Annotated in this window: 13 protein-coding genes; 8 read left to right on the forward strand and 5 right to left on the reverse strand. The window is 65.7% G+C overall.

The window, feature by feature from the left end; all coding sequences use genetic code 11:
- Positions 1-19: 19 nt before the first annotated feature.
- Positions 20-820 (reverse strand): thiazole synthase, encoded by an 801-nt coding sequence (locus ABJO18_RS06475; RefSeq protein ID WP_348335139.1) that lies wholly within the window; start codon positions 818-820, stop codon positions 20-22.
- 1 nt (position 821) lies between these two features.
- Complete coding sequence (gene thiS, locus ABJO18_RS06480; RefSeq protein ID WP_348515803.1) at positions 822-1,022, reverse strand: sulfur carrier protein ThiS; 201 nt, start codon at positions 1,020-1,022, stop codon at positions 822-824.
- Positions 1,023-1,098: 76 nt separating this feature from the next.
- On the opposite strand from thiS, the gene aroQ reads away from it, so the two are divergent.
- The 4 genes from aroQ (at position 1,099) to aat (ending at position 4,155) form a co-directional block, all read left to right on the forward strand.
- Complete coding sequence (gene aroQ / locus ABJO18_RS06485; RefSeq protein ID WP_348335143.1) at positions 1,099-1,542, forward strand: type II 3-dehydroquinate dehydratase; 444 nt, start codon at positions 1,099-1,101, stop codon at positions 1,540-1,542.
- A 23-nt stretch (positions 1,543-1,565) separates the two neighbouring features.
- The gene (gene accB / locus ABJO18_RS06490) at positions 1,566-2,048 is read left to right on the forward strand and encodes an acetyl-CoA carboxylase biotin carboxyl carrier protein (RefSeq protein ID WP_348335145.1); all 483 of its coding nucleotides are present in this window, start codon (positions 1,566-1,568) and stop codon (positions 2,046-2,048) included.
- A gap of 25 nt (positions 2,049-2,073) precedes the next feature.
- The gene (accC, locus tag ABJO18_RS06495) at positions 2,074-3,420 is read left to right on the forward strand and encodes an acetyl-CoA carboxylase biotin carboxylase subunit (protein WP_348335147.1); all 1,347 of its coding nucleotides are present in this window, start codon (positions 2,074-2,076) and stop codon (positions 3,418-3,420) included.
- 84 nt (positions 3,421-3,504) lie between these two features.
- Positions 3,505-4,155, forward strand: coding sequence for a leucyl/phenylalanyl-tRNA--protein transferase (gene aat / locus ABJO18_RS06500; protein ID WP_348335149.1), 651 nt, complete (start codon positions 3,505-3,507; stop codon positions 4,153-4,155).
- On the opposite strand, the gene ABJO18_RS06505 is transcribed toward aat, so the two are convergent.
- The gene (locus ABJO18_RS06505) at positions 4,122-4,571 is read right to left on the reverse strand and encodes a DUF2155 domain-containing protein (RefSeq protein ID WP_348335151.1); all 450 of its coding nucleotides are present in this window, start codon (positions 4,569-4,571) and stop codon (positions 4,122-4,124) included. The genes aat and ABJO18_RS06505 overlap by 34 nt on opposite strands.
- A gap of 79 nt (positions 4,572-4,650) precedes the next feature.
- Positions 4,651-5,061, reverse strand: coding sequence for an NADH:ubiquinone oxidoreductase subunit NDUFA12 (locus tag ABJO18_RS06510; RefSeq protein ID WP_271188244.1), 411 nt, complete (start codon positions 5,059-5,061; stop codon positions 4,651-4,653).
- A gap of 206 nt (positions 5,062-5,267) precedes the next feature.
- On the opposite strand from ABJO18_RS06510, the gene ABJO18_RS06515 reads away from it, so the two are divergent.
- From ABJO18_RS06515 to ABJO18_RS06530, 4 genes are all read left to right on the forward strand, one after another.
- Positions 5,268-8,225, forward strand: coding sequence for a hypothetical protein (locus ABJO18_RS06515; RefSeq protein WP_348335153.1), 2,958 nt, complete (start codon positions 5,268-5,270; stop codon positions 8,223-8,225).
- 59 nt (positions 8,226-8,284) lie between these two features.
- A complete protein-coding gene (locus tag ABJO18_RS06520) occupies positions 8,285-8,773 on the forward strand; it encodes a pentapeptide repeat-containing protein (protein WP_348335155.1) in 489 nt (162 codons plus the stop codon).
- Between the two features lie 125 nt (positions 8,774-8,898).
- Positions 8,899-10,143, forward strand: coding sequence for a pentapeptide repeat-containing protein (locus ABJO18_RS06525; RefSeq protein ID WP_348335157.1), 1,245 nt, complete (start codon positions 8,899-8,901; stop codon positions 10,141-10,143).
- Positions 10,144-10,281: 138 nt separating this feature from the next.
- The gene (locus tag ABJO18_RS06530; protein ID WP_348335159.1) at positions 10,282-12,549 is read left to right on the forward strand and encodes a pre-peptidase C-terminal domain-containing protein; all 2,268 of its coding nucleotides are present in this window, start codon (positions 10,282-10,284) and stop codon (positions 12,547-12,549) included.
- Between the two features lie 79 nt (positions 12,550-12,628).
- Here ABJO18_RS06530 and aspS read toward each other — a convergent pair whose 3' ends face one another.
- Complete coding sequence (aspS, locus tag ABJO18_RS06535; protein WP_348335161.1) at positions 12,629-14,443, reverse strand: aspartate--tRNA ligase; 1,815 nt, start codon at positions 14,441-14,443, stop codon at positions 12,629-12,631.
- Positions 14,444-15,013 lie beyond the last annotated feature (570 nt).

The raw sequence follows: 15,013 nt of genomic DNA on the forward strand, positions 1-15,013 counted from the left end.
ATCGCAAGAGTGAATTGAATCAGATCAGACCGGAAAGCGGGCTGGACGGATCGGCATAGCGCTTCTTCGGCATGCGGCCGGCCAGATAGGCCTCGCGGCCGGCAATCACGGCGTGACGCATCGCACGCGCCATCCGGACCGGATCCTTCGCCTCGGCAATCGCCGTGTTCATCAGCACACCGTCACAGCCCAGCTCCATCGCCACGGCTGCATCGGATGCGGTGCCGACACCGGCATCGACGATCACCGGCACGTTTGTCTGTTCGACGATGAGGCGGATATTGACCGGGTTCTGGATGCCCAGGCCCGAGCCGATCGGTGCGCCCAGCGGCATGATGGCGCAGCAGCCGGCCTCTTCCAGCTTCCTGGCATAGACCGGGTCGTCCGAGCAGTAGACCATGACGTCGAACCCGTCCTTGATCAGCATTTCCGCCGCGCGCAGCGTCTCGGACATGTCGGGATAGAGGTGTTTGGGGTCGGACAGGACTTCCAGCTTCACCAGATTCCAGCCGCCCGCCTCGCGCGCCAGGCGCAGTGTGCGGATCGCGTCCTCACCGGTAAAGCAGCCCGCGGTATTGGGCAGATAGGTGTAATCCTCGGGCGAGATGAAATCGACCAGGCGCGGCTCGTCCGGATTGGACAGGTTCACCCGGCGCACGGCAACGGTGATCATCTCAGCGCCGGACGCCTTCAGCGCCTCGGCATTCTGGGCATAGGTCCCGTACTTGCCCGTACCGATGATGAGGCGCGAGGTGAAGGTGCGGCCTGCGACCACCAGCGGCGTGTCCTCCGCGGCGTTCGGGGTTACGGCATCATCCATCTCATCCACCTCCAACAAATGCGACAATCTCGATCCGGTCGCCGTCCTGCAGCGCCGTCCCGGCATATTGCGACCGCGGAACGATCTCCAGATTCCGCTCCACCGCAATCTTGCGTCCGTCCAGATTCAGGTCGCTCACCAGGTCCGCCACATGGGCCCCCTCGGCAATCGACCGGCTTTCGCCATTGACTGTTAGCTGCAGCACGGCTTCGCTTGACCTTTCGTGAGTCCTGACGTCACTCACCTCGTAATTCTCCTTGAGGCTTCAAGGCAAGGCCATGAGCAAACCCATTCACATCCTCAACGGACCGAATCTCAATCTTCTCGGCACCCGCGAGCCCGAGGTCTACGGTTCCATGTCGCTTGCCGACATCGAACAGGCCTGCACCGTCCACGCCCGTGATCTGGGGTTTTCCATCGTGTTTCGCCAGTCCAATCATGAAGGCGAACTGATCGACTGGCTGCATGACGCAAACGTCAACGCGTCTGCTGTTGTCTTCAACCCCGGTGCCTATACGCATACATCGGTCGCTTTGCATGACGCCGTTCGCGCTATAGAACCTCCGGTCATCGAAGTTCATTTGAGTCAGACAGCGGCACGCGAAGCTTTCCGACATCACTCCTACATCGCATCCGCCGCGCGGGGCTCGATTACAGGGCTGGGGCTGAACAGCTACCTGCTCGGTATCACTGCCGCCGCCGGATGCCTCGAAACGCAATAGACGGAACCAAAGGCCTGATCATCATGAGTTCTGATTCCCGTTCCCGCTCCCCGATCGACCCCCAGCTCGTCCGCGAACTCGCGGATATCCTGCGCGAGACGGAACTGTCCGAGATCGAAGTCGAGCATGACGATCTGCGTCTGCGGATTGCCCGTCAGCTGACCGCTGCGCCGGCCGTGCAGACCGTCTCCGTCCCGGCCGCTGCGCCGGCTCCGGCACCGGTGGCTGCTGCCCCCGGCGCGGCTCCGGCTGCAGCCGAAGCTGCTGAAAAGCCCGGCACGGTGAAATCGCCGATGGTCGGCACAGTCTATCTCAAGCCCAATCCGGACGCCGCCCTGTTCGTGCGCGTCGGCGACCAGGTAAAACAGGGTGACACCATCCTGCTGGTCGAGGCGATGAAGACCTTCAACCCGATCACCGCCGAAAAGTCCGGCACGATCACGGATATCCTGGTCGAGGACGGGCAGCCGGTGGAATACGGCGAAGCTCTCTTCGTCCTCTCCTGACGCCCAAGCCGACGCGAGCGCCGACATGTTCGAAAAGATCCTGATCGCCAATCGCGGCGAGATTGCCCTTCGTGTCCATCGCGCCTGCCGCGAAATGGGCATCCGCACGGTGGCCGTCCATTCCGAGGCCGACGCCAACGCCATGCATGTCCGTCTGGCGGACGAGAGCGTGTGCATCGGCCCGCCGCCGGCCGGCAAGTCCTATCTCAACATTCCCGCCATCATCACGGCGGCCGAGGTAACGGGCGCCCAGGCGATCCACCCGGGCTACGGCTTCCTGTCCGAGAACGCGCGTTTCGCCGAGATCGTCGAGGCACACGGCCTGGCCTTCATCGGCCCGACGGCCGAGCACATCCGCATGATGGGCGACAAGATCACCGCCAAGAAGGCCGTGATGGAAGCCGGCATTCCGGTGGTCCCCGGTTCGGAAGGCGGCGTGGCGACCTATGAGGATGCCAAGCCGATTGCCGCAGAGATCGGCTATCCGGTCCTGATCAAGGCAGCATCCGGCGGCGGTGGCCGCGGCATGAAGGTCGCCGAGAGCGCCGACAAGCTGAAGGAAGCCATGGAGACCGCCTCGGCGGAAGCCGCGGCCGCCTTTGGCGACGGCACGGTCTATCTGGAAAAATATCTCGGCCAGCCGCGCCATATCGAAATCCAGGTGCTTGCCGACACGCACGGCAATGTCGTCCATCTGGGCGAGCGCGACTGTTCGCTGCAGCGCCGTCACCAGAAAATCCTCGAGGAAGCCCCCTCGCCTGCTCTGAGCCCCGAAGAGCGCGCCAAAATCGGCGAGACGGTTCGCAAGGCGATCGAAGCCATCGGCTATCGCGGCGTCGGCACGATCGAATTCCTGTGGGAAAACGGCGAATTCTACTTCATCGAGATGAATACCCGCCTGCAGGTCGAACACCCGGTCACCGAGATGATCACGGGCATCGACCTGGTGCGCGAGCAGATCCGCGTCGCCGACGGTGCGCCGCTGGGCATCACCCAGGACGATATCACCTTCGAAGGCTGGGCGATCGAATGCCGCATCAATGCGGAGAATCCCCGGACCTTCGCGCCCTCGCCGGGCACGGTGACCGATTTCCATGCGCCGGGCGGCCTCGGCGTCCGCCTCGATTCCGCCCTGTATGCGGGCTATTCCATTCCGCCTTATTATGACAGCCTGATCGGCAAACTGATCGTTCACGGCCGTACGCGCACCGAGACCCTGTTGCGCCTGCGCCGTGCACTGGAAGAAATGGTGGTCGGCGGAGTGGAGACGACGATCCCGATCTTCCTCGACCTGCTCGAGGAACCGGATTTCGTGAACGGGGACTACCACATCCGCTGGCTCGAGGAATGGCTGGCCAAGCGTAACGGCTAGCCGCCGGGGCCCCGTGGCCCCGCATCTTGAGCAATGGCGTGACCGTTCCTGCCCGGGCGGTCACGCGTTGGGAGCGGTAGCCCGATGCGCGGTTTCGGCGCAGAAGACCTGATCGAATGCTATGCCCGCGGCGTATTTCCCATGGCCGAGGGACGCGACGATCCGCGGATCTACCTGCTCGATCCGGACGAGCGGGGCGTACTGCCGCTGGAGGGTTTCCACATCCCGCGTACCCTGCGCAAGGCGGTGCGCCAGGACGCATTCGATATCCGTTTCGACACCGCCTTCGAGGCTGTGGTGTCAGGATGCGCCGAGCCGGCGCCGGGCCGCGAGGAAACCTGGATCAATGACGGCATTCTCAGCCTGTATCGCGAACTCTTCCAGCTGGGCTTCGCCCACAGCGTCGAGAGCTGGCAGGACGGCGAACTGGTCGGCGGTCTGTACGGGGTTTCGCTGGGCGGAGCCTTTTTCGGCGAGAGCATGTTCTCGCGGCGCACGGACGCATCCAAGGTGGCGCTGGTCCATCTCGTGGCGCAGCTGAAGGCTGGCGGCTTCATCCTGCTGGACACGCAATTCACCACCGAGCATCTGGAACGCTTCGGCGCCATCACCGTCCCGCGGGCGATGTATCATCTGCGCCTCGCCGACGCCCTGAAGATCAAGACGGGATTTCCGGCCGTGCCCGAGGGGATGAGCGGGGCTCAGGCCCTGCAGTCGATCACCCAGACGTCGTAGACGGGGTGTTCCAGCGGGTTCTGGGCCGGCCGCGAGGCAAACATCCAGCCCGAAAAAATCTCCTCGCCATCGGTATCGACACCGAAACCGTCCGTCCGGCGGTCACGGATTTCCAGGAAGGCATAGGTTTCCGGCGTCTCTTCCGGCGGGCGGCGGCGGCAATAGTGCGGCGTGATGGCGAGGGCGCCGAAATTCACCGTCTCGCCGATCGTGATCTCGAAATCGCGGGTCCGGGCGGTGACCTTGTCCAGTCCACGCAGCACGACGATGCTGCCCGGCTCGCTCGACAATTCCTCGCCATCGCGTGCATCGGGATCATCACCCCGCAGCATGTCGCCGATGGGATCGCTGTCCTGCGCCAGCGCGGCGGCGGCAAGACCCAGGGAAAGAAGACAGGCGGTGAAGACGGTTTTCATGACGCGTACTCTGCCCTGACAATTATGACCGTGTCGAGACGGACCCGTGGCAGGACCGCGCCAGGTCTCCGCGGAAAACTCAGGCTTCGTCGGGCGACCAGGCTTCGTAATCGGCGGTGGATGCCTGACGGCCCTGCGGCGTCAGCAGGCTGCCCGAGGGGCGATAGGCATAAACCGTGCCCGTGAGATTGGGATGGTGATCCTTTTCCCAGGGCTGACGGCGCAGCGGCTCTTCGCTGGGCGGCGTCTCGAAGGTGTGGTGCAGCCAGCCATGCCAGTCGGACGGCACGCGTGAGGCATCGGCATAGCCCTTGTAGACCACCCAGCGGCGCTTGTTGCCGTCGGGGCCGGTCACGCCGCGTTCCTCGAAATAGCGATTGCCGTACTCATCCTCGCCGACCTTCCGGGCGCCGCGCATGGCCAGCGTCAGGAGAGTTCCCGGCGTGGCGTCTTTCCACCACACGAAAATCTTGGCGATCGTTCCGAACATTGTCAGCGGCTCCGAGTCGGTCGACACAGGTTGCGGCCTATATGCCCGCATGGCGCGGGCGGGTCCAGTACCGAACGCGGCTGCACGGTGTCGCAGCCTGCCCGCCCGCAGGCTTCTGACCGGCCCCGCCACACGGTAGACTGGCAGCTTGTCCGGGCGATTCGCGGCCTATGACCGGGGCCCGGCCGGTGTCTGAGGGTGGACGCATGGAAGTCTTCGATCGTTTCGCGCAGCAGCTGGCCCGGCAGGGCGAACGCCTTGCGCCGGAAGAGCGTACGGTGACCGCCGCCGGCGACGATGCCGAGCTGGCAGCCACCAGCCGGACGATCATTGTTCCCGCCGACTGGAGTGCAAACGCCGCTCAGAGCCTCGCCGACCTTCTGGACACGCCCCGCCCGCTGCGCACCAGGCCGCGGCCGGGTGTGAAGGTGATCGGCAGCCTGACGCCGCACATCGCCGATGACGAGACCCGTATCACCGAGAGCGGGCTGGAAAGCGTCACCACGCGCCTTGCCGGATCGCTGGCCTGGTCGGCGGCCCGCCAGGGTGCGTTCGAGACGCCGGAAATGGCCGAGACCTTTGCCCGTGAGCTCGCGGCCAGCCTGACCGGCCGGCATGTCATGCCCGACGCGAACCTGATCGCCGAGGGCGGGGTCGACTGGGCCTATGGCGATACGCCGGAAAGCCCCGAAGCCCCCGAACTGCCGCTGCAGATCCGCGCGGCCGCGCGGACCGCGCCCGGCCAGTTGCGCCGTGTGGCGGAAACCGCCCTGCGCGGCTCGATCCTCGAGGTCGGTGCCCGGGTCACCCGCGAGCGGCTGGAGGCCATCGGCGAAGCCTGCCGGCGCTGTTCCGGCGAGCCCGACGACTGTTTCGATCCGCGCAGCAATGCCGCCCTCGCCCGGGCGATGCGCCGCGCCCTGAAGGACGGCATTCCCGAAGAGGCCGTCGAACGCGCCCTGTCGCTGGCCCGCCAGGGGACGGGAGACGACGCCCTGGGCGCGCTGATCCCCGACCCGCTGCCACAGCGCAAGGCCCGGCTGCATGTGCCGCCGGGCCTGTGCGAGGCCATTGCCAAGGACGAGGCCTGGAGCTTCGACCAGGATGGCGGCAGCGTGCGCGCCCGTGATTTCCGCACCGGCATCGCCCGAACCGTCTGGAGCTTCGGCACCCCGTCCCTCGCCTTCCATGAAAGCCCGGAACCGGCCGGACCGACCCTGTTCGTCAACCTGCCTGCCTATATCGGTGTGGATGGCAGTTTCGACGCCGACCTGCTGTTCGACGCCGTGCGCTACTGGGCGGCAGCCCTGGCCCTGAGCGCGCCGAAGGGCGCGGCCTCGGCCGGCACGATCAGCCTGACCGGGCTGGGGGCAGTCCTGACCGCCTGCGGATTGGCCTATGACAGCGATGAGGGACGCACGGCAGCCGCAGCGGTCGCCCGGCTGGCGACCCTCGCCCTGCGCGACGCCGCAGCCGGTACCGGTGCCAGCGCACCCGGCCTGGGCCCGGATATCCCGCTCGACACACTTCCCGCCTGTTTCGAGGCCGTGGCCGCGCGTCTGGAAGACGCCGCAACGCCCTTCCTGCCCAAGGCCGCGCTGGCCCGTCCCGGCGTCGAGCTGGCCTGTGGTCCTGTCGACAGCGCTGTCGCGGGCCTTATGGATGCAGACAGCGATGGCGCAGCCCCCGTCCTGGGCGCCACGACGACGACCGGCGACGTGTTCGGCGCTGGCCGCACCCTGCGGCGCTGTGTCCGCCAGGGCCTGGAGGCTCTGGACCAGTCGGCCGCCCGGATCGAGCAGGCCGAGGATCATGCTGCCGGCCGCGGTACGCTGGCGGGCGCGCCGGCCCTGTCGCTGGATGCGCTGGCCGAACGCGGCCTGCCCCAGGACGTGCTGGAGCGGCTGGAGGATTCGATCGCGGAAGGCGCCTCCATCCGCCACGCCCTCAACCGCTGGACTCTGGGTGACCGGGTCTGCCGCGAGCTGGGCCTGTCCAGCGATGTGGTCGAGGCCGAAGGCGCCTCCCTGTGCCGGGCTCTGGGCTTTTCCGAAGCCGATATCGCCACCGCCGACCGCCATGCCCAGGGCACGGGCGAGCTGCACGATTCCCCCGCCCTGCCCGCCGAGGTCCGGGCCGTATTCGCACCGGTCGCACCACAGGGCATCATGCGCATGGCGCATGCCGTCGAACAGCAGATCGGCGGGGCCTGCGCCATTGCCCTTGAGCTGGACGGCGACGCAACCATCGACGATGTGTCGGCGCTGATCGATGCGGGCGCCGAGCTGGGCCTGCGCCGGCTGGATATCCGCCGCACGGCGTCGGGCCTGTTCGACCTTCTGCCCGCGATCGATTTCGACAAGGGCGACTATGCCGCCGATGCCGCGCCGCAGGTGCAGGAACGGATCGTCGAGCGGACGGTCGAGCGCGTGGTCGAGAAACCCGCCGCCCGCCGCAAGCTTCCGGACCGCCGCAAGGGTTATATCCAGAAAGCCACGGTGGGTGGCCACAAGGTCTATCTGCACACCGGCGAGTTCGACGATGGCGAGCTGGGCGAGATCTTCATCGACATGCACAAGGAAGGCGCGGCCTTCCGCTCGCTGATGAATAATTTCGCCATCGCGATCTCCATCGGCCTGCAATACGGCGTGCCGCTGGAAGAATATGTCGACGCCTTCGTCTATACGCGGTTCGAGCCGGCCGGGCCGGTCGAGGGCAATGACTCGATCCAGCAGGCAACGTCCATTCTCGATTATCTCTTCCGCGAACTGGGCGTGTCCTATCTGGGCCGCGAAGATCTGGCGGAAGTCTCGCCCGACCGGGCCGATCCGGGCGGTCTGGGCAAGGGTGTCCAGCAGGAAAAGCTCGCCCGGGAAGACGCTGCCAAATTCATCTCGCGCGGCTTCTCCCGCGGCCAGGTGCCGGACAATATCCTGATGTTCGCCAATGCCCCGCGCAAGGCCGCAAGCGGCCGCGGCGACGGTTCCCCTGATGCCGGTCATTACGAGCTCGAGGATCACACGATCACACGGGCAGGCAGCCGCGACATCACGGCCTATTCCGGCGATCCGTGTCCCGAGTGCGGCCATTTCACCGTTATCGGCGGTGACGGCGAACCGCGTAATTGCGATGCCTGCGGATGGACGAGCCCGGCCGCCGACTGACCCCGACTGCCGGTACGCCTCTTGCTTGGCAAGGGGCCAGTCGTTCGGAGCGCTCCAGAATGAAACGGATTTGGCTTGCCGCCCTGGCCGTCCTGACCCTCGGGACCGCCGCCCATGCCCAGGATGCCTCGCAGATTGCCCGGGTCCAGTCCGGCCAGTCCTGCCCCGGCTGCAACCTGTTCCAGGCCGACCTGTCCTATCTCGACCTGCCCGGCATCGACGTATCCGGCAGCCGGCTGCGCCAGGCCACCCTTGCGCTGGTCACCATGAATGGCGCGCGGTTCGACAATGCGAACCTGTCCGTGGCGAATCTGTTCGGCGGCCGCTTCACCAGCGCCAGTTTCCGCGGTGCCGATCTCAGCCGTGCCAATCTGGTCGGCGCCTATCTGCACAGTGCCGATCTGACCGGTGCCAATCTGGACGGTGCCAACCTGTCCGGTGCCGAACTCGGCACGGCGCGCGGCCTGACCCAGTCCCAGCTCAACCGGGCGTGCGGCGATGAGTCCACGGAGCTTCCCTCCGGCCTGCATATCCCGCGCTGCAATTAGGCGCATCCGGCGCTCGGAAAGCCGGCGCCAAGGCTGGCCAAGCACAGGCCGGCTTCATACGATATGCACCGGGGTTACTGTGAATTAAGTCGAACTCCCCCGGCGACTGCCGTATCTGAGTGGATATGCGGATACAGACACGCGTCATTTCGGCTTTGCTTGCGGCAACCTGCCTCGCGACAGCTCCGGCTTTTGCGGGCGGTGATGACGACCATCCGCGGCGCGGCCTGACCATTGGCGGCGAGTTCGAGAACTGGGATTTTTCTGACAAGAACCTGGCCGGTGCGGTCTTCATCGGCGCGAACTTCCAGGGCGCATCCTTCGCCGACAGCGAACTGCCCGGTGTCACCATCGTCGAGAGCCGGTTCAACGACACCGACTTCTCCGATGCCGACATGCCGGCCTCCCAGCTCACCGGCGTGACATTCTCGCGCGCCAACCTGTCGGGCGCCCGCTTCCCCGGTGCGCGGATCGAACGGGTGAACTTCTCGGCTGCCGATCTCGAAGACACCGACTTTTCCGCTACCGAAATGGTGTTCGTCACCTTCATCGGCTCGCGGCTCGACAGCACGCTCTTCAACGGCGCCCGGCTGCGGCAGGTCAACTTCCTGCGCGCCGAGCTGAACGAAACGAATTTCCGGGCGGCCGAGCTGCGCCGTGCGAACTTTGCCGAAGTGACCGGCACCGAGGTGAGTTTCCGCGATGCAGACCTGACCGGCTCCAGCTTCGAGAATGCCGAACTGGACGAGGTCGATTTCACCGGCGCGAACCTCGCCGGTACGAATTTCTCCTCGGCCCGTATCCGCGAGGCCATCGGCCTGACCAAGGACAGCCTGACCGGCGCCTGCGGCAATGATGCGACCGAGCTGAATGACGGTCTCCAGCTGCCGGTCTGCAGCGGCGGCGACGAAATGCGCTTCGGGCCGGCCCAGGAATACAGCTATGTGCTGCGCCTGCGGGGCGAATCGGATGCCGAGACCGTGATGGAGCTGCGGGCGCTGGAAAATGCCCGCATCGAAGTGCTCACCCAGATCGGCCAGGCGCTGGAAATCCACGCCGAGGATCTCGACCGGGAAGCCATTCGCGAAGCCACCAATGAGGCGCTGCGCGAGATTGCCCGCGCCGAACGGGAGCTGCGAGAAATCCAGCGTGAGCGCCATGTCGAGCGCGCCGAGATCGAGCGTGAGCGCGAGGAAGCGTTACGCGAGCACCGTGCCTTGCAGGACGAGCTGCGTCGCGAGGCCCGCGAGCAGGAACGCGAACTTCGCGAACTGCGGCGCGAGACCGACCGGACCCGCAACACGACGCGGTTCGAGTTCCGGATTACCCCCCCGCCGCCGGAAACACCCCCGCCGCCGCCCGAGCGCTGACACACCGGCGGGCCCGGCCGTCCAGCGCCATCCACCATTCGTCTCAGCCCCCTTCTTGTGCCGCACGCCGCACAGCGCTACTCCGGCTGAAACAGTGTTGTCAGCGGCACAGCCGGACTCATTTCCAAAGGGGCATTCATGCGTTTATCGACGATCATTCTGGCTGGCCTGTCGGCCAGCGGTGCCGCCATGGCCCAGGTGCCGGATGGCCCGTTTGCGGGCGCTGTAACGGAGACGGCGCCGCAGGCCGAGTTTCCGCTGACGCTGGAGGCCGGACAGGTCATCACGCTGAGCACGTCTTCGGTCGAGAATTTCGACACCGTGCTGGCGCTGATCGGCCCCGACGGCAAGCCGGTCGCGCAGAATGATGATTGCGACGGCTCGCTGCAGTCCTGCATCACCTTCATGCCGCCCGAGAGCGGCCGCTATACAGCCCGCGTGACGGGCTATGGCGAATCGACCGGCGTCTTCGAACTCACCGTTGCCGAAGGCGCGAATGTCGGCCTCTCCTACGCCGCAGAAACGCTGCGCGAAGAGGTCGTGACGCTGGGCAGCGGCGCGAGCGAGGTCCGCACCGAGATCGATCTGGACGCCGATGCCATCTTCGTCGCCTCGACCTTTGCCCTCACCGACACGCTGGACACCACACTCACCCTGCTGGATGCCGGCGGGAATGTCCTGGCCCAGAATGACGATCGCGGCGATGGCTCGCTGAACTCGCAGATCGTCTACCAGCCTGACGAAGCGGGCCGCTTCACCGTTCTGGTTGGCAGCTATGACAGCCAGGGCCAGGGCGATCTCGTCCTCTCCCTCGCACTGGATCCCAATGCCCAGGTGCCGTTCGACTTTGCCAGCATTGAAGGTGAAACCCTCGCCGAATACACGGGCATGCTCGGCGCCGACACTCGCGAGCAGAGCTATCCGGTCGAGCTGACCGCCGGCCAGACGGTGATGATTCTTGCCGATGCGATCACCGACGATCTGGACACCGTGCTGACTCTGAACGGTCCGGACGGCTATCCCGTCGCGATGAATGACGATCGCGGCGACGGCACGCTGAACTCGGCCATCGCCTACACCGCGGCGCAGAGCGGCACCTACACGCTGGAAATCTCGCGCTATCACGGGTCGGACACGAGCGGCGAATTCCGTCTCGTCCTGAGCGCGGTGGACGCGAGCGTCGTCGACACGCTCCAGGCGCTGAACGAGAATGTCGTCACCCTGAGCGGTCCGGAGCTGACGCTGGAGACCGAGGACTTCATCGTCCACTACACGCTGGAAGGCGGAGATGCGTCCTCGGCGCATTATGCCGAACTGGTGGGTATCGCCCTGCAGGAGTCCTACGAAGCCCAGATCGGGCGGATGGGCTGGGCCGAGCCGCTGCGCGACGATAATGGCCGCTACCGCGCCTATGTCGCCCATGTCGACGGGGCGATGGGTTTTACCAAGCCGGTGGAGACCGTGTTCGACAATCCCAACACGCCGGATGTCCGCGAGACCCTGGCGGCCCGGACCGCCTTCGTGATCGACAATGATTTCCTGGGCCTGGGCAAGGAGGCACCGGCGGAAAGCCTGCTGCGCGCCACCGCGACCCACGAATTCAATCATGTCGTCCAGTTCGGCTATGACGCCGAGGAAGGGCTGGACTGGCTCTACGAGGCCACCGCCTCCTGGATCGAGGTCGCGACGATGGGCAGCGACCAGGACGCGACCGACTATGTCGGCACCGATTTCGACACGCCGCACCTGTGCTGGACCACCCAGATCAGCGGGCATGACTATGCCCAGTGGACGCTGCTGCAATCCATGGCCGACATCCACGGCGAAACGGTAGTGCGGCGCCTGTGGGAAAACAGCGTGACGCTGGACGGGTTTGAAACCGCATCTGCAACGCTGGCCGAATACGGCACCGACATTCCCGCCACGATCCGGCGGTGGCGGGCACAGAATTACGCCCGGGCCTATGATCTGGCATCGCTCTTCTCCGGCTCCGTGGCCGTGCGCCATACGCTGGAGGAGACCGGACGCTGGATGTCCAAGGGCGGGCTGGAACAGCTGGGTGCGGACTATCTGGTGTTCGATCTGGACGGCCGTTTCCAGGTGACGCTGGAGGGCGAGGACGGGCTGGAACTGATCGGTCTGGGCCGCCGCGACGACGAGGTCGTCGCCATTGCCCTGGGCCAGGCGGGCGTGTTCGATACGACCGAGTTCTCCGATGCGGCCCTGATGGTGTTCAACAACACCCTGCCCGCCGAGCCCGGGGCGTGCAGCGGTGTGGGCTATTCCATCGAGATCGCGCCGTCGACGGGCCGCATGGCGGCACCGGCCTACCGGTTCGACGCCCCGCACTTCCTGCAGCCGGGCGTGTCCGAGGCCGAAGACGATGACGAGACCGCCGCACCCTGATTTCCGGCGCTCAGATCCAAAAAGCAAAAGGCCCCGGAGATGTCTCCGGGGCCTTTTTTCTCGGTCGTGAGGCGAGGCCTCAGTCTTTCTTGCTGTCCGGCACCACGGTGCGCAGGTGAAGCTCGCGCAGCTGCTTCATCTCCACCTCGGCCGGGGCGTTCATCATCAGGTCGCGGGCTTGTTGGTCCTTCGGGAACATCACGACTTCGCGCAGGTTTTCCACGCCGGCCAGCAGCATGACGATGCGGTCCACACCCGGTGCGATACCGGCGTGCGGCGGGGCGCCATAGCGGAAGGCGTTCAGCATGCCGCCGAACTCCTCTTCCACCGTCTCGGCGTCATAGCCGGCAAAGCCGAAGGCCTTGAGCATCACGTCGGGGCGGTGGTTCCGTACTGCGCCAGACGACAGTTCCACGCCATTGCAGACGATGTCGTACTGGAAGGCCTTGAGCTTGAGCAGCGCGTCCTGGTCGGAGCCGTCGAATTTCAGGAATTCATCCGGATCGACCTGCGGCATCGAGAACGGATTGTGGGAGAAGTCGATCTTCTTGTTCTCCTCGTCCCACTCATACATCGGGAAGTCGACGATCCAGCAGAAGCGGAACGTGTCTTTCTCGCACAGATCCAGCTCCGTACCGACGACATCGCGGGCCTTGCCGGCAAAGCTGTAGAAGTCCTTCGGATCGCCGGCCGCAAAGAAGACGGCATCGCCGGCTTCAAGGCCCAGCTCGGCGCGCAGCGCCTCGGTGCGCTCCTCGCCGATATTCTTGGCGATCGGACCGGCACCCACGACGGCACCCTCTTCCTCGCGCCAGAAGATATAGCCCAGCCCCGGCTGGCCTTCCTTCTGCGCCCAGGCATTCATGCGGTCGCAGAAGGCGCGGCTGCCGCCGGTCTTGGCCGGGATCGCCCAGACCTCGACCTTGGGATTCTTCTCCAGCATGCCGGCAAACACCTTGAAGCCGGAACCGCGGAAGGTATCCGACACGTCCGACATCCGGATCGGGTTGCGCAGGTCCGGCTTGTCCGAGCCATACCAGCGGATCGCATCGAAATACGGGATCTGCACGAAGGGCTCGTCCGGCACGTGACGGCCATCGGCGAACTCGTCGAACAGACCCTTCATCACCGGCTCGATCACGTCGAACACGTCCTGCTGGGTCGCGAAGCTCATTTCCATGTCGAGCTGGTAGAACTCGCCCGGCGCGCGGTCGGCGCGGGCGTCCTCGTCACGGAAACAGGGTGCGATCTGGAAATACCGGTCGAAGCCGGAAACCATGATCAGCTGCTTGAACTGCTGCGGCGCCTGCGGCAGCGCATAGAACTTGCCCGGGTGCAGACGCGAGGGCACCAGGAAGTCGCGCGCGCCTTCCGGCGACGAGGCCGTCAGGATCGGCGTCTGGTATTCGGTGAAGCCCTCCTCGACCATGCGGCGGCGGATCGAGTCGATGATTTTCGAGCGCAGCACGATGCGCTTGTGCAGGCTCTCGCGGCGCAGATCGATATAGCGGTGCTTCAGGCGCACTTCTTCCGACCAGTCCGGCTCGCCGAACACCGGCAGCGGCAATTCCTCGGCCGCCGACTGGATCGACAGATCGGCCAGGCGCACCTCGATCTCGCCGGTCGGCAGGTTGGCATTCACCGTCTCGGCAGAACGGGCGATCACCTCGCCGGTCACCGTGATCACGCTTTCCACACGCAGACGCTCCAGCGTGGCGAAGTGTGCGCTCTCCGGCTCCAGCACGACCTGGGTCAGCCCGTAATGGTCGCGCAGGTCGATGAAGAGCAGACCGCCATGGTCGCGTTTGCGATGGATCCAGCCGGAAATCCGGGCCGTCTGGCCGACATGGTCCTTGCGCAGCTGGGCGCAGGTATGGGTGCGGTATGCATGCATGGGTAAAGCGTCCGGAAATCGGTGTTAGACAGGTGCCGCGATGTGCCGGTTTGCAGGGTGAAATGTCAAGCTGCACGGGGGATCGGGCGCAGTTGGGATGGTGACTTCGCTCCACCGCTGTCCACTCGCTCCACTCCCTCCACTCCCTCCGTTTCCCCCGGCCTTGTGCCGGGGCCCGGTTGAGCCTCCTCCTGAAACGCCACTGGGCCCCGGAACAAGTCCGGGGAAAGCGTCAGCGCGTTTTCTTCCCCACAATGTGGGGAAGTGGGCCCTCCATAGCCTTGGCGAAGGAGGGGTCGAAGGGGCCGGCGCGTGAGCGCCGGGAGGCGGTGGAGCCTGTCGCTGACACAACGCCGCGTGCCGCGGCGCCCCTCCCCCGCTTCGCGGGTCCCCCTCCCCATGGAATGGGGAGGAAAGGCACCCAGCACAAAACCCTCCACGGGCTTGCGCCCTGGAGCGATGAGAGGGGTGCGGGATGCACGGCGGACATCGTGTCCGGATTTGAAGCTTTGGTGGTGATGCCCGAGGCATCCCGCACGCGGAGATTTACCCGGATCCCTTGCGGGACCG

It is taken from the genome of Maricaulis sp. (assembly GCF_039978735.1).
Taxonomy (GTDB): domain Bacteria; phylum Pseudomonadota; class Alphaproteobacteria; order Caulobacterales; family Maricaulaceae; genus Maricaulis.

Excerpts from the sequence above, each read along its gene's own strand:
- ABJO18_RS06530 (WP_348335159.1), top strand. The coding sequence starts at position 10,282 with ATGCGTTTATCGACGATCATTCTGGCTGGCCTGTCGGCCAGCGGTGCC.
- ABJO18_RS06510 (WP_271188244.1), bottom strand. The coding sequence starts at position 5,061 with ATGTTCGGAACGATCGCCAAGATTTTCGTGTGGTGGAAAGACGCCACG.
- ABJO18_RS06475 (WP_348335139.1), bottom strand. The coding sequence starts at position 820 with ATGGATGATGCCGTAACCCCGAACGCCGCGGAGGACACGCCGCTGGTG.
- ABJO18_RS06505 (WP_348335151.1), bottom strand. The coding sequence starts at position 4,571 with ATGAAAACCGTCTTCACCGCCTGTCTTCTTTCCCTGGGTCTTGCCGCC.
- aspS (WP_348335161.1), bottom strand. The coding sequence starts at position 14,443 with ATGCATGCATACCGCACCCATACCTGCGCCCAGCTGCGCAAGGACCAT.
- ABJO18_RS06520 (WP_348335155.1), top strand. The coding sequence starts at position 8,285 with ATGAAACGGATTTGGCTTGCCGCCCTGGCCGTCCTGACCCTCGGGACC.
- ABJO18_RS06515 (WP_348335153.1), top strand. The coding sequence starts at position 5,268 with ATGGAAGTCTTCGATCGTTTCGCGCAGCAGCTGGCCCGGCAGGGCGAA.
- accC (WP_348335147.1), top strand. The coding sequence starts at position 2,074 with ATGTTCGAAAAGATCCTGATCGCCAATCGCGGCGAGATTGCCCTTCGT.
- accB (WP_348335145.1), top strand. The coding sequence starts at position 1,566 with ATGAGTTCTGATTCCCGTTCCCGCTCCCCGATCGACCCCCAGCTCGTC.
- aat (WP_348335149.1), top strand. The coding sequence starts at position 3,505 with ATGCGCGGTTTCGGCGCAGAAGACCTGATCGAATGCTATGCCCGCGGC.
- ABJO18_RS06525 (WP_348335157.1), top strand. The coding sequence starts at position 8,899 with ATGCGGATACAGACACGCGTCATTTCGGCTTTGCTTGCGGCAACCTGC.
- aroQ (WP_348335143.1), top strand. The coding sequence starts at position 1,099 with ATGAGCAAACCCATTCACATCCTCAACGGACCGAATCTCAATCTTCTC.